Genomic DNA, 14,007 nt, shown 5'->3' with positions numbered 1-14,007 from the left:
CAAGCACCTCAGCATTCTACGAGATCCGTCCCGATTCAGCGAGCGAACCAAAATTCCCACGCGGATGGCGTGTCGTCGATCGTCTTTTAACATTCCCCCTGAAATTTCGATTCTGAAAAAATTCCAAAAACGTACCGCAAATTACTCTTGCCGACGCCGAAAGATTTGTAATTATGAAGGTGTTGGGCGTGCGAACGCAGCACGCAGGACTATCGCCCGTGAGGTGGTCAGACATGGCGAGCTGATCGAAACGGGGTGTCTATATAGAAAGGAGGTGATCGAGTGACTTGTGATTGTAGTAGCCAACCTGGAGGTGGCGCCGCTTGAACGCCGGTAACCGGCGGGTTGCCGTTCGGCAGCCACCATTCACTCGCATCCGGATCGTCTCCTTTTGTTTCCGATTCCGCGTTTTTCCTGCTGGCTTGACCAGGGAAATGGAATCGAAGACATCTCGATCTTGATACGAGACACACAAAGGCTCGGCTTTCGGTTCCAACCGGAGGCCGAGTTCTTTTTTTGCGCTAAACTCGACAATCAAAAGTCCATGGCCACGATGGACACCGTCCACACTCGTCAGTAGCCTACGCAACTAGCAGCGTGAGGTTGTGAATGAACCTCGTGTACTTCATTTCGTAGTTTGACACACTTTCTGTGAGTGGATAATGGACTGGCTCAAACGCGTCGGTTGGCTCAATGTGATGCTGGTTTTCGTTCCTGTGGCCCTGGTGCTGCACTGGGTGGGAGGGTCCGGAACTTGGGTGTTCGTGACCGCGGCACTTGGCATCATTCCGTTAGCTGGCCTCATGGGCAAGAGCACCGAGATGCTCGCGGAACGGTTCGGTCCCGGTATCGGTGGCTTGATGAACGCGTCGTTCGGGAACGCGGCGGAATTGATCATCGCTGTCATTGCCCTTCGCGCCGGGAAAATCGAAGTTGTGCGGGCCTCACTCACGGGGAGTATTCTGGGCAATATCCTGCTTGTGTTGGGGGCGAGCCTCTTCGCCGGCGGTCTGAAATACAATCGGCAGAAGTTCAATGCGACTGCGGCCGGTATGTCAGCAACGCTGCTGGTGCTTGCTGCCATCGGCCTGATTGTTCCTGCCGTCTTCCATGGCATTCTCGTCGGACAAGGCGCGGAACACCTCGATGCACTTGAACGGGATTTGAGCCTAGAAATCGCGATCGTGCTGTTTGTTGTCTACGGATTGAATCTGGTATTCAGTCTGAAAACGCACAAGCATCTTTACTCCGCGGGAGCGCACTCACCGAGCGAAGCTTCATCGGATCATCCCACCGAAGAAGATTCCGCGAACCCTGCGATTCCACATGAAGCCGACGAACATTGGTCGCAATCGGTTGCTGTCACGGTGTTGCTCGTGTCGACGCTGGCCGTTGCGATCGTCAGTGAAGCGATGATCGGAGCCATCGAAGACGCTCGGGAGGCGTTCGGATGGACGAAGTTGTTCGTCGGTGTCATCGTCATCGCGATCGTCGGGAACGCGGCGGAACACTCGTCCGCAATTCTCATGGCGATGAAGAACCGGATGGATTTGGCGGTTCAGATCGCCATCGGTTCGTCATTGCAGATTGCATTGTTCGTGGCACCAGTGCTCGTTTTGGTGAGTTATCTACCAGGCTTCCCCGCGTTGAACCTGATTTTCGCACCGTTGGAAGTTGTTGCGGTCACACTCTCGGTGCTGGTGGTGGCGTTGGTGGCGTTCGATGGACGATCAAACTGGTTTGAAGGGCTGCTGTTACTTGCGGTATATGTGATTCTTGGAATCGCGTTCTTCAATTTGCCCGAAAGTGAAGAGCATCATTCCGCCCCAACTCATACGGAGGAATCTGCAAACACGGACTCGTCTGGCAACCTCGCAACTCAAAATGTCGGCTTGGTTTCCAACTTTGACTGGGCCGTTTGTGGGTCAGGTGTGGACGGTTCGGAATCTGTGAGAACCAAACTCACCTGATCCGATTCTTGGGGCATGAATGTGGCTCGGGCGGTTGTCCAGGCCTCTTCGTTGCCGTCGTCGTAGCCAGCTTGATAACCGCTGGACCACGCCGAATATCCTGCCCAAACAAATCCAAACAGAGCAAATGCCACCAAGTTAAATCGGCTCATTGTCGCAACCTTTCAGCCCACCACGCCCCCGAAACGCTTTCTGTTAATTTCATATTAACATAGTGCCAAAAAAGTGTGGATATTGAAATTGTAGACCCAGTCGCGGCGTTCGGTCAACATAGATCGGCGTGTGCTGATCAATTCGGCGGAGGTGCATGAGCATCGAGTCCGAAAGCCCGCTTTTTCATGGTTGGTCGGGCAATGCGATACCGCGAGACAGCAGGGATTCGCCGTGGAGGCGGGCATGGCGGGAGCCAAGAACGGCAGTCACGCCCAGAGAACGGAAAATCGAAGGACAGCCGCTATCCGATTGTGGCTAGACCGTCTTCGTTACGGTCTTCGTCATCGAGTCGAGGCCAAGCCAAGACGAATTGGCACCCCTCGTTTGGTTTGCTTTGCACCGTGATTTCTCCACCGTGTTCGCGGAGAATCTTCTGGGAGACGGCCAACCCCAAGCCGGTCCCACGCGAGCCTTTGGTCGATTCAAAGAGTTGGAAAATCTTTTCGAGTTGGTCCGCCGGAATCCCCGGACCATTATCCGCAATGGCGATGAATACCGACTCACTATCTGCATCAAAACCTGTCTGCACCCGAATTGCGGCGCCGGGGCGATCTTCGACTGCATCAATTGCATTGATCACGATATTCAGCACCGCTCGATGAATGCCTTCGGCGTCGAACATGGCATTCGGCAGGGATTCGTCGAGATGAACGTCGAACTTCACACCAACTTCGTCGGCTCTCGCCTGCATGAGTTCGAGGACATCGGCCACCGTCTCGTTGACATTGGCCAATTCGAGTGCCGGTTGCCGATCCTTGCTGAACGTCAACATATCCATCACGAGGTGATAGATCTTGTTTTGGTTCTTTTCGACGATCCCCCAGCCTTTGCGGACCAAGTCCTCGTTGTGATCGTTGAGGCCGGTATCAATCAAATAACTTCCACCACGCACACCTTGCAGAATGTTTTTGATGTGGTGACTCAGCATCGCGATCGTCTGGCCCATCGCCCCCAGACGCTCGGCTTTCAACAACGCAGTTTGATACCGATTGTTCTCGACCGTCAACGCCACCTGACGACCAACAGCCGCCAATAACCGAAGCTGATCTTCGGAAAACTGGTCGCCATCGTCATAGAGAACGTGCTCGTCCGTCGACGTAATATCCACGTAGACAACACCATGCGTCGCATGATGACCAGGAACCGGCACACACATGGCTTCACGAATACCGGCTCGGACAATGCTTTCACCACGTGGAAAACGGCGATCGCGGCGGGCATCGGAGGTGCGAACGCTTTGACCTTTGCGGAGCACGTAATCAACAATACTCCGGGACACCGGCATTCTACTGGGATCAGCGGATTGCGAGCGGTAACTCAGGGCTTGTGGCTCGAGTTTCCCATTTTCAGTGGGCGAGTCGAGCAGAATACAGCCGCGATCGGCTCCGACGGCTTCCAAGGTCAGATCGAGCATCCGCCGCAACAACTGACTGAGCGACATAGAAGACTGAACGGCTTCTTCGCTAATGCGGTAGAGCGTCCGCAGATTTTGTAGCGACCGAGCCACCGTTCGGCTGTCTGACCCGCGTGCCTGCCGGAGCAATGTGTCTCCGGCATTCTGCTCCAACTCCGAAACGATACTCGATTGCGGTTCCGGCTCAGCGCGGAGATCGACCTTGAACGCACTTTCGTCAGCGGTTGTGTCTCGGAAGGCCAGTTGTGTGCGACCGATCTGCACACGGTCCCCGTTTCGTAGTGTCTTCCGTCGGATCGGCGTGCCGTTAACTAGTGTTCCATTGGAACTGCCAAGATCCTCCACCACGCACTTTTCCCCGTCGTACAGGAATTGGGCGTGCGAACGCGAGACTTCCGTATCGAGAATGCGGATTCCACTTCGGGTGCCCCGACCGACCACGATTGGTTCACGACCAACCTCAAATCGAGCCCCCTGGTCGACTCCTTGGACAACCAGTAATGTCGCTTTGGTCACGACACGATCCCTCGGTACGTTGCGATCAGCACCCCAATACGCGTCTTAGGGGATGCGAACGGCAATTCTTCGGTGTTACGAATCATCACGGTGTGACAAGTCCGAGATCGGAAGCCATGCTGGCCCAATGCATGGTGACCCATTGATGTTGTACAACTTTTGAGCAATCTCGGGGATGTAATGACTCTCTAACTGTACCAAGGTGGCCCCATGACCGCAGCGCAAGGGCGGGAAAAATACGAATTTGCCGATGAATTCGTCAATCGCCCCAATCCGCTCCGATTGGTCCCTAAGCCGCCCGTTGTTGGTCTGTGTCCGCGTCCGCGAGCAGATCCTCAATGGCTTGAACCAACTCGCCATAGTGGAACGGTTCCGAGAGGTATCGTTCTGACGAACCCGATTCCGGAGTTGGCTTCGATGCCTGTCGAGGTTGCGAACGTTCCATGCGACCGATGATCACCCGTGGCACAGCGGACCGTTGGTCATCAGACTTCGATGAGGCATCGGTCTGTTCGTGGAGCACAATTAGGTTGGCTTCTTGGTCGTTGCCGCTTACGCGGTTTGTCTCCGCCTTAACCCGGTCAATTTCCATCCCGCGTGGCTCGAAAATCGCGCGTAGAACCTCGGTGGTTTCGGCCTGTCCATCAACCACGAGAAGTCGTTTCCGCCGGTCGGCAGACATAGGGAGGGATTCTGGGGGTGGGGAGATTGCTTGCGATTCCGAAATCACAAATGACACCTTCATCATGAAGTTTCGGTTGACCACTGTTCAAGACAGCGGTGCACCATGGTGGAACCAATCCATGTTCCATGTCGCTCGCCGGTCCGGCCCCCCAGTCGTCGAGCGAGGCGGAAGATAGCGTGAAAACAAAGTTGGCTCAAGCCGAATGTTGCACCGACTCACTGCAAGAACGAACACTCAGGTTGGAACCGCAGATATCGAGCCGACGTTGACGACTTCGCAGGTGTGCTGAGTTGTTCATTGCCTTTCAACGCATTAGTCTACGTTGATGGCTGCACTCTCCCATCTTTAAGGCCTCGTGTGCGATGTTTCGAATCACTCTTCTCTCGCTGATCTTTCCCATCTCGGTCTGGTCGGCGGAACCCGCCGACTTGGTCATTCGTGGGGGGCGCATCGTTACCGTTGATGATGAATTTCGAGTCGTCAACGCGCTCGCTGTGCGAGATGGCCGCATCATTGGCGTGGGAACCAATGACGACATCGAATCCGCAATTGAACCATCGACAAAGGTGATTGACCTTGATGGTCGAATGGTGTTGCCTGGTTTGATTGACTCGCACACGCACCCGGTGTCTGCAAGCCAATTCGAGGCCGATCACGAGATCCCCACGTTCGAGACCATCGCCGATGTACTCGCATACGTGCGGCAACGAACACGTGTGGTTCCGAAGGGCGAATGGATTCGGTTATCACAGGTGTTTATTACTCGACTTCGCGAACAGAGGTACCCCACGCGGTGGGAACTCGATTCCGTCGCACCCGAGCACCCGGTTGTTTTCCGCACGGGTCCAGATGGGAGCGCAAACTCGTTGGCCCTTGCCGAAAACGGGATCAACAAGGAATTCGCAGCCGAGCACCCGGAAAACGTGATGGTCGACCCGAAGACGGGCGAACCCAACGGCATTCTGCGGCGGCTCTCTTCAGTGTTGAAATCGAAAGCAAACTCCAATCGAAAAAGGCTTTCCGAAGCCGACCGTGATGATCGGCTCGTGCAATTATTTTCCGACTACAACCGTTCCGGCATCACTGGCGTGATTGACCGGAACTGTAACGACTCTTCACGAACACAATACGAACGATTGTGGCAAGCCGACCGCCTGACAGTTCGCGTGCGGATGTCTCGCGGACTGAGTCCGAACGGAAAGCTGGATGCGATCGAAAAACGTCTCGATGAATTCGCATCCGATCCGCTGTTCCAGAAGCCCCACCCGATGCTGGGCGTGATTGGTGTCAAAGTTTTTCAAGATGGCGGCATGCTGACTGGGAGTGCATTCTTTCGTCGACCATGGGGGATCAGCACCATCTACGGCATTGAAGACCCAGCGTACCGAGGTATGCGGTACATCGAATCGCAACGACTCGAAACCCTTGTGCGAGCCTGTGCCAAACGTGGATTGGCCTTCACGGCTCATTGTCAGGGAGACGCCGCTGTGGAGGCGTTGGTGGATGCCTACGAGAAGGTGAACGCCGACATTCCGATTGCTCCAACTCACTCGTCAATCACACATTCGAGTTTCATGAGTCGCAAGGCCATTGATATGGCTGCGAAACTAGGCATTGGCGTCGACTTGCAGCCAGCGTGGTTGTATCTCGATGCCCGCACATTGGTTAATCAATTTGGTTCGGAACGGTTGTCGTACTTTATTCCGTTGCGGAGTCTATTCGATGCGAACGTCATCGCTGGTGGTGGCAGTGATCACATGCAGAAAATCGGTTCGCTCCGCAGCGTGAACCCCTACAACCCGTTCCTGGGAATGTGGGTCGCCGTCACGCGAAAAGCCCGTTGGCATGACTCTCCGATCCACCCCGAACAAGCTCTGAGCCGCGAACAGATGATCCGGTTTTACACCAGCAACAACGCTTGGTTGATGCGAGCAGAGGAAGAAATCGGTTCCCTCGAAGTCGGCAAGCGGGCGGACTTTATCCTCGTCGATCGCAACTTGCTCACGTGTTCTGCTGACGACATCCGTGACACGCAGGTTGAGCAAACTTGGCTGGATGGCAAGAAAGTCTACGACCGTCGTGCACGTTGATGGAATCAACCGGCGGAGAACATCCGCGAGTTGGAACCACTCCCATCGTTGCTGATCTCCACCCGTACGGGACGTGCACACCGCGGACACCAACCGGCGAACGCATCCTTTTGGGCATTGATGTAGATACGGGTGTAGACGTTGCAGCACCGCAAGTGCAGCCCAAGAAACGGTTTTCCATTCGCGTTTGGCTGTCGGGATGAATTCGTCATCCGGCAATCTCACTCGTCCATTGAATCCACGTCGATCGGCTCTAACAATCGAGTTTTATGCGGAGACCAATATCGCTGCAAGATGAATACCACAGCCGCGGCGAGTGTATTCTCACAATCAATTCACGACGGTGGAGCGTATCATCATGCATTAACGAATATACCGGTCGAACCAACCGACACGCGTGCCATCGACCGGGTTGAGTTGCTGGACTTGGACAACCTTCCATTGGCCGTCGGATTGCTTTTCCCACGTCAGTTCCCAACGTGTCGGACCGCTCCGCATCGCGACTTCACCACGACCACCGACAGAACCGTTCGCACGAAAATGGGCCACGGCCTCTTTCTCCTGTTCATCCGTCGTCACATAGAAATCGGTGATGGCCAAATCGTTCTCGATGTCGTAACTCGACAGCAATCGATCGAGCGCAATCTTGATTGCTGTGCCGTAAGGGTTGTCCGCAAAATACGATTGAGCCTTCTCAATGTCGCCGTCAACGACGGCTCCCGTCAAACCTTGGACATGTCCCTCGACAACCTCCCCTTCCGTGACAACAGACAATTCGACCCCGTAGATAACCAGACAACTCACCAAAAACAGGCCACCGGTGATCAGATAGATGGGTCTCTGCACGGAATACCACTTCAGTAGAAACGCAACCCCAATGGTGGCGGCAATCATAATCGGCGGCCAAGCCGTTTCGGTGAACCACATATCAGTCTTCTTTTGGATTTGGGAAAGTGCTCTTCGACGAGTAAACGGATTCTAGACGCTTCTTCAACAAATTACGTTAGGAATTCTCGTCATCCGGATTGAGTTGCTTGGCGTTTTCACATCTTCCGCCTAGAATCGGACGATCAAACAATTGGAATTTGACGTTTCTGCAATTTGCCCCAAACGGTTTATTCATGTCCACAAGTAGCGTTCCCCTCAGCCAAGTGCCCGATGCCGCTGGGCGATTCGGTGAATTCGGTCGGCGTTTCGTTCCCGAGACGCTGATGCACGCCCTTGAGGAACTGACGGAAGCTTACGCCTCCGCGAAAGCAGATCCTGAATTCAATCGGCAGTTGGATGACTTGCTGATGAATTACGTGGGGCGGCCGAATCCGCTGTACCACGCGGAGCGGTTGAGCGAGCAAGCCGGTTGCAACGTCTACCTCAAACGGGAAGACCTCAATCATACCGGTGCACACAAGATCAACAACAGTTTGGGCCAGGCGTTGTTGTGTTTGCGGATGGGCAAAAAACGTGTCATCGCAGAAACCGGTGCCGGCCAGCACGGTGTAGCGACCGCGACCGCGTGTGCCCGATTCGGGCTTGAGTGTTGTGTTTTCATGGGTGAGGAAGACATTCGACGTCAACGGTTGAACGTCTTCAAAATGAAAACCATGGGAGCAGAAGTTCGGCCGGTCACGTCCGGTTCGCGAACCCTACGAGATGCCACCAACGAAGCCATGCGAGATTGGATGGCCACCGTCGAAAACACCCATTACATCCTGGGTTCCGTGGTTGGTCCGCATCCGTTTCCGTTGATCGTTCGGGACTTCCAATCGGTCATCGGCAAAGAAGCGAAAAAGCAATGTGAGGCGGCGTTCGGCAAGTTGCCGGATGAGATCGTCGCCTGTGTCGGTGGCGGTTCGAACGCAGCGGGCATGTTCTACCCATTCATTGATGACGACGTCAAACTCACCGGAATCGAGCCCGGCGGTCGTGGACCGAACGCGGGAGACCATGCAGCTTCGTTGTCGCATGGGGAGAAAGGTGTCCTGCACGGAAGTTACAGTTACGTGCTCCAAGACGATGACGGTCAAACACTCGATGTTCATTCCGTTTCCGCCGGTCTGGACTACCCCGGTGTGGGCCCGGAGCACAGCTATTGGAAAGATGCCGGACGAGTCCAATACCTGAGCGTTTCCGATGATGCCGCCCTTGATGCGTTCCGAACGATGGCAACTCTCGAAGGGATTCTTCCCGCGCTCGAAAGTTCTCATGCAATCGCGCATCTCTTGGCGACCAAAGACCAACGATCGGGCAGTGAGAACGTCGTGATTTGTCTCTCGGGTCGAGGTGACAAAGACGTACAAGAAGTGGCCCGCGTCTTGGGACAAGAAATTTAGCGTCGTCCGAAACTCGTTTGCATCTGCTTCTATTTGTTTCCAGCGAGAGATCAATTCGTGTCATCTTCAGCGATCAGCCAGGTCTTCGAAACAACGCGATCCGAGGGACGCATGGCGTTCATGCCGTTTGTGACGGCCGGTGATCCCGACATCCAAATGACGGGAGAATTGATTCAAGAACTTTCCCGTCAAAAGGTAGATTTGATCGAAGTCGGCTTTCCGTACAGCGATCCGATAGCGGACGGTCCGGTGATCCAAGCCTCGTACACGCGAGCACTCCAAAAGGGTATTCGTGTCGGTGACATCTTCGACATGGTCTCCGCGCAAACCAAAAATGGATCAGCTCCGTTGGTGGCAATGGTTGCTTATTCGCTCGTTTTTCGGGTAGGTGTGGAACGGTTTCTCGCCGATGCCAAGTCCGCCGGGTTTGCAGGGTTGATCGTCCCAGACTTACCCGGTGATGAAGCAAGCGAGTTCGCCGAACGAACCCGTCAACACGGCTTGGATTTGGTGCAACTGATCGCACCCACTACGCCGGTCCACCGTGCTGAGAAGATCATCGAGGCAGCGAGCGGCTTCCTGTATTGCATTTCCATTGCTGGCACCACAGGGGCACGCGATCAACTTCCACCGGAGCTGACCGAGCATCTCGATCGGTTGCGTGAGAAAACGGATCTGCCGTTGGCGGTTGGTTTTGGTGTGAGCGGCCCTGAGCAAGTTGACATTCTCCGAGGGCATGCGGACGGTGTGATCGTTGGCTCAAGAATCGTGCGGTACTTGGAAAAACTGAGCGACAAATTCACGAGTCGAGACGATGTCATTCGCGAGGTCGGAGAGTTTGCGGCCGGAATGGTGAAAGCGGTCCGGCAAGTCGCGAGCCAAGCGTAATTTTTTGCGTTCAGATAATCGAAGTGACATTAGTCAATCAAAATCGAAGGGAACAACGTTGACGGAATTTGTCGAACCATTGGGGAATCGCGTTCTGATCCGTAAAGACGAAGCGAAGCAAACCACCAAAGGGGGCATTGTTCTCCCCGATGACGCGGAGATCCCCACGATTACCGGTCGAATTGTCGAAATTAGCGTGCAAATTGATCGTGACGAGGACTTTCCAATCCGAAAATACGACAAGGTCCTGTTCCACCCCAAGAACGCGATTCCTGTCGACTTGGAACCGGACAACGTGCTATTCGTGGTCCCGATTGCAGACGTTTGCGCGGTGTTCCGTCGCAACAGTGCGGAAACCCCTTCGGCGACTGCGGACGATGAACACGAGTCAAACGACGATCTTTGAGACTTGAATTTTTCTCCTGCAGAAATGGAAAGCTCGCCAATGCAAATTCAGCCGAATCGCCGTCAATTCTTGCGAACCGCTGGGCAGGGTTTCCTGGCCGCCGCTGCGATTGGAAACGGGTTGTGTCCGACGTGGGCAGACTCGAAGGAATCGGCCGGCGGTGGGCTCATCTATCACACGGAAGTGCCGCCCAACGCGGAACCGCCGATCGAAGAGTTGGTCAAGACGTGGATCACGCCAGAGAAGTTCTTCTACGTTCGAAGTCATGCGGCGTCGCCACAAATTGATGCGGATCAGTTCCGTTTGAAAATCGAAGGGATGGTGAATCACCCCGGCGAGATTTCGCTCAAAGAGTTGATGGACAAGTACCCGTCCAAGACGGTGATTGCTTCAATGACCTGTGCCGGGAATCGACGAAACGAACACAGTGCGGTCCGTGCCGTCGACGGCGTACAATGGCAATCGCAGGCGATTGGAAATGCCTCATGGACGGGAATTCCGTTGTCCGAAGTTCTCAAGGCCGTTGGCGTGCAACCCGACGCCAAACACGTCTGGTTCGAAGGTCTTGATGAGATCAAGAAAAAAGGCAAGACCATCGGTTTCGGCGGATCAATTCCGTTGTCGAAAGCGATGGACGACACCGAAGCCATGCCGGGCGCGCTGCTCACTCACAAAATGAATGGCTTGCCGCTCACGCCAGATCACGGGTATCCGCTTCGCACGGTTGTGCCGGGCTACATCGGCGCTCGTAGTGTGAAATGGTTGGGCAAGATCGTGGTTAGCAATCGGACCATGCCGAATCATTACGTCCAGGACGCTTACAAACTGGTCGAAGAGAACACGCCAACCGCATGGGCAGAAGCGGGCCCACTGTACCGCTATCCGATGAACTGCGGCATTGCTCGGATCGCATCTCGTTCCACCGACACGCAAGAGTTGATGGAGGTCACGGGATACGCATTGCCGCCCGGAAATGGCCGAACACTGAAGCGAGTGGAAGTTTCCGTCAACGGCGGAAGGTCCTGGCAGGTGGCCAAATTCGAGCGGGAACCGGACCCGTATGTATGGTCTTTGTGGAAACTGGAAATCCCGGTTCGTAGCATTCGCGGCATTGTTTACGCAAGAGCCGTCGATTCCGCCGGTGAAGCCATGCCCGAACGAGTCGACTGGAACATGAAGGGTTACATGTTCAACTCATGGTATCGCAAGGCATACAATCTTCGCTCGCTGTAATCGACTGCAATTCAGCTCGATCAAAAAAGAACGCCTCTGGAATCTCCAGAGGCGTTCTTCGTTTATTGCATCAATTGATCAACTACTTCGCGTCCCACCACCATCGACCGTCAGGAATGGCGTTGGTGTCGACTTTGGAAGTCATGCCGCTGAGTCGCTCGGCGACTCGGTAGACCGATTGGTCACGAAGAACCGATGCCAAGTCTGCTCGCACACCGCCAGCGACCTGGACGATCACATCACGTCCGCCGTACACTCGGTGATTAACGACCGTATCGACGGTTTTCGGCACGGCGAATTCTTCCGGCTGGTATTGGCCGTTGGGTGCAAACACACCGTAGCCTTGGGGGTAGCTCACCAAGTTCTCATGCTGAACCAGAGCAGCGACCAATGCCAAGTCGAAGATGTTTTGCAGGTCCGCGAAAACTGGCTCCCGTTGAGCGAGTTCCGAATAGTTGGCCGTGAATTTTTGAGCGAACTGAGAGTTCGTCGTCGTTGATTCACCCGTGTGAATTCGTTCGCCCGTCGCGGTCACGAGTTCATTTTCGGATCGGCACAACACGGACGAGCCTTGGATTTCAAAAACTTGACGATTTGGATCGTGCAAGACGGAATCGTATTTCATCGTCAGCCACCATCGCAAAGCATCCAGTGATGGGGGATTTTGCTTGACGGTCTTGGCGTCGAGCAGATCGAAGAACGATGGAATCTGCGAGCCAGCGTCCAACTTATCGATTCCGATGAGCTTCATCTTGTAGTCGGCTTCCAACATCACGCGAGCCACGCGAGAGTTGTCTGGCACACCTGCGAAGACAGCATCTTGCTGGCCGAGGGCTTCGCCACACTTGCGAACGAAGCTGCGTGTACCGGCACCTGCCGAGAGTGAACCCCGTGCGTTGGACCGTTCCACAACTTCCTTGAGCTTTTGCATGCCTTCCGCTCGCGGATCGATCGAGCATCGAAAAATGCTGCTGCCCGCTGGCGAGAACACACGAAGAACCGTAACCAAGTCGTCGAGATGCATCATCGGTCGACCGGAATCGACACCGACCGGTCGGCCGAGTTGATCGTATTCCCACGCCTCAGCTGGGCCACCGATGAGAACATCCTGGTTTTTGGAATCGACAAACACAAACTGAACCCGGGACAAACCGGCCAAGTGTTGCATCGTCTTGAGAACAGGCTCCGAGCGGTTCAAACGCCCCGCCACTTCGCGTTCCAAACGCTTCAGCGAAACGATTCGCAAGTTGCTGGCTTGAGCCATGTCGTCGTTCAAATCGGCACGGCGAGCGCGACGACCAATCTGAGCCAACCGGTTATTCGTGTCGGCCTTGCTGACCAACGCGAGCTGACCGAGCGGATCGACAGAAATCCCGCCGGAAACCATACCGAATGGTGTGACGGTTTTTTCGGGATCGTCTGGTGCCCAGGGGCCGGAAGTCGCGGTTTGGATCAACTGCAAGATTTCGCTGAAGTTCGCCTGCGAACCACCACCGGCCAAAGTTTGTTCGGTTTGCCGAGCGGTTTCCGCTTGGCCTCGAACTTGTGGCAGGGTGATGCGTCCGATGGCATCGCCTGCGGCTGCGAATTCGCCCGCTTCAAGTTGCACGTCCGCGATGCGTCGCAGTAGCAAGTCTCGCGACTTGATCTCGGCAATCGTTTGAGCGACCTCGGTGGCCAATCCGAACTCACCGGCGGCCAAATGAGCTTCAACTTGCTCGGCAGCAGTCGGTGCTTGCGGTTTGACCTCGGCGGGTACTTCGGTTTCAACGACCGCAACCGGTTGACTCACTGGTTCGGCTGGGACATCCGGTGTCGATTGTCGGGTGGCTGGAATCACTTCCGAAGCCATTGGTTTTGATTCGTCGGTGTTGCTCGGTTGCACTTGTGTGACGACTGGCTTGCTGGGAGCCATCACGAACCAAGCCGCTCCGAGAACGACCGAAAACGCCGCAACCGTTCCCAGGACGGTCAAAACGGTGTTTCCACCGCGAATCGTCCCAAGTTGGGGTCGCGGTTTTGCTTGCTGAATTTTGAACATTCTCCACTCCCATCGGGGAAAATTGGTCGAGCGGAAACTCCGCACGTCGGCGACATTTCGATTCATACGTTGATTCTCTCTCCAAGAGAATGCGGCTCAGACGCAAGATCGCGCAGCGAATTGTCGGAACACGACAAACTTGGAGAGTTTGGTCTATGATCGAGCATCCCTCGGGAATCGGGCGGCGTCAAGTGGGCCGTGAAATGGATACCGGTTTCCCA

At 54.9% G+C, this 14,007-nt stretch carries 11 protein-coding genes; 6 read left to right on the top strand and 5 right to left on the bottom strand.

The genetic code is table 11. The features are described from left to right. Nucleotides 1–662 precede the first annotated feature (662 nt). A complete protein-coding gene (cax, locus tag G6R38_RS11815; RefSeq protein ID WP_166825003.1) occupies nt 663–1,970 on the top strand; it encodes a calcium/proton exchanger in 1,308 nt (435 codons plus the stop codon). Between the two features lie 454 nt (nt 1,971–2,424). Here the strand turns inward: cax and G6R38_RS11810 are convergent, their stop codons facing one another. Both G6R38_RS11810 and G6R38_RS11805 read right to left on the bottom strand, forming a co-directional pair. After that, nucleotides 2,425–4,113 carry an ATP-binding protein gene (locus G6R38_RS11810; RefSeq protein ID WP_166825000.1) on the bottom strand — a complete coding sequence of 563 codons (1,689 nt, stop codon included), beginning with the start codon at nt 4,111–4,113 and terminating at the stop codon, nt 2,425–2,427. A 289-nt stretch (nt 4,114–4,402) separates the two neighbouring features. Continuing rightward, entirely contained in the window at nt 4,403–4,795 is a 393-nt protein-coding gene (locus G6R38_RS11805) for a hypothetical protein (protein ID WP_166824997.1), read from the bottom strand. 365 nt (nt 4,796–5,160) lie between these two features. Here G6R38_RS11805 and G6R38_RS11800 point away from each other — a divergent pair, with 365 nt between their 5' ends. Then, nucleotides 5,161–6,888 (top strand): amidohydrolase, encoded by a 1,728-nt coding sequence (locus G6R38_RS11800; RefSeq protein WP_166824994.1) that lies wholly within the window; start codon nt 5,161–5,163, stop codon nt 6,886–6,888. A gap of 5 nt (nt 6,889–6,893) precedes the next feature. On the opposite strand, the gene G6R38_RS11795 is transcribed toward G6R38_RS11800, so the two are convergent. Both G6R38_RS11795 and G6R38_RS11790 read right to left on the bottom strand, forming a co-directional pair. After that, nucleotides 6,894–7,100: a hypothetical protein gene (locus G6R38_RS11795; RefSeq protein ID WP_166824991.1), complete on the bottom strand. Its 207-nt coding sequence runs from the start codon at nt 7,098–7,100 to the stop codon at nt 6,894–6,896. 151 nt (nt 7,101–7,251) lie between these two features. Then, the gene (locus tag G6R38_RS11790; RefSeq protein WP_166824988.1) at nt 7,252–7,815 is read right to left on the bottom strand and encodes a hypothetical protein; all 564 of its coding nucleotides are present in this window, start codon (nt 7,813–7,815) and stop codon (nt 7,252–7,254) included. Nucleotides 7,816–8,009: 194 nt separating this feature from the next. Here G6R38_RS11790 and trpB point away from each other — a divergent pair, with 194 nt between their 5' ends. Genes trpB through G6R38_RS11770 form a run of 4 tightly spaced genes read left to right on the top strand, consistent with a single transcriptional unit; the run spans nt 8,010 to nt 11,745 of the window. Beyond that, a complete protein-coding gene (gene trpB / locus G6R38_RS11785) occupies nt 8,010–9,218 on the top strand; it encodes a tryptophan synthase subunit beta (protein WP_166824985.1) in 1,209 nt (402 codons plus the stop codon). Between the two features lie 57 nt (nt 9,219–9,275). Next, nucleotides 9,276–10,106 (top strand): tryptophan synthase subunit alpha, encoded by an 831-nt coding sequence (gene trpA / locus G6R38_RS11780; protein WP_240928170.1) that lies wholly within the window; start codon nt 9,276–9,278, stop codon nt 10,104–10,106. A 58-nt stretch (nt 10,107–10,164) separates the two neighbouring features. Continuing rightward, nucleotides 10,165–10,512 (top strand): co-chaperone GroES, encoded by a 348-nt coding sequence (locus G6R38_RS11775; protein ID WP_166824982.1) that lies wholly within the window; start codon nt 10,165–10,167, stop codon nt 10,510–10,512. A gap of 39 nt (nt 10,513–10,551) precedes the next feature. Further along, nucleotides 10,552–11,745 (top strand): molybdopterin-dependent oxidoreductase, encoded by a 1,194-nt coding sequence (locus tag G6R38_RS11770; protein ID WP_166824979.1) that lies wholly within the window; start codon nt 10,552–10,554, stop codon nt 11,743–11,745. 82 nt (nt 11,746–11,827) lie between these two features. On the opposite strand, the gene G6R38_RS11765 is transcribed toward G6R38_RS11770, so the two are convergent. Then, nucleotides 11,828–13,786 (bottom strand): DUF1598 domain-containing protein, encoded by a 1,959-nt coding sequence (locus G6R38_RS11765; RefSeq protein ID WP_166824976.1) that lies wholly within the window; start codon nt 13,784–13,786, stop codon nt 11,828–11,830. Nucleotides 13,787–14,007: the final 221 nt, after the last annotated feature.

Origin of the sequence: Thalassoroseus pseudoceratinae (assembly GCF_011634775.1) — a bacterium.
GTDB classification, from domain to species: domain Bacteria; phylum Planctomycetota; class Planctomycetia; order Planctomycetales; family Planctomycetaceae; genus Thalassoroseus; species Thalassoroseus pseudoceratinae.
The sequence above is the reverse complement of the archived record's forward strand: the minus strand, read 5'-3'. Positions and strand labels throughout refer to the sequence as shown.